Consider the following 322-nt stretch of genomic DNA (forward strand, 5'->3'; position numbering starts at 1 on the left):
AAATATTTCAAAAACGCACCCTCAATCATGGAAAGTGGCGGTACATCTGCAAACAGAATGATGATAAATTCCGTCAGCACAAACCATGTAATCTGGGTAAAGGTCACGGGGAATGGCAGGTTTACATCATTGATGGCGTACAGTACCTTTTCCACGTTCCAGATACTTGTATAACTTCGGATTTTCTTCACTTGTAAATACTCCTTTCTTCATTTTCATAACAACAGGGACAGCCGGATTTCCCAGACTGCCCCCAAGAGAAAAGCTGACAGTAGCACCAGTGGCGGTGCTGATCTGCCAGCCCTTAACGCAGTACCTCACA

The 322-nt window shown here is 44.7% G+C and carries 2 protein-coding genes; both read right to left on the reverse strand.

Annotation, left to right across the window (positions count from 1 at the left end; all coding sequences use genetic code 11):
• Nucleotides 1–191: TcpE family conjugal transfer membrane protein (locus GPK60_RS09745; RefSeq protein ID WP_215659720.1), on the reverse strand; the 191-nt coding region annotated here is incomplete at its 3' end.
• Nucleotides 127–322, reverse strand: a 196-nt coding sequence (locus tag GPK60_RS09750; RefSeq protein WP_252191358.1) for a hypothetical protein, incomplete at its 5' end; no start/stop codon positions are given. The genes GPK60_RS09745 and GPK60_RS09750, both read right to left, overlap by 65 nt.

Origin of the sequence: Ruminococcus sp. MCC718, from assembly GCF_018783905.1 — a bacterium.
Lineage (GTDB): Bacteria > Bacillota > Clostridia > Lachnospirales > Lachnospiraceae > Hominisplanchenecus > Hominisplanchenecus faecis.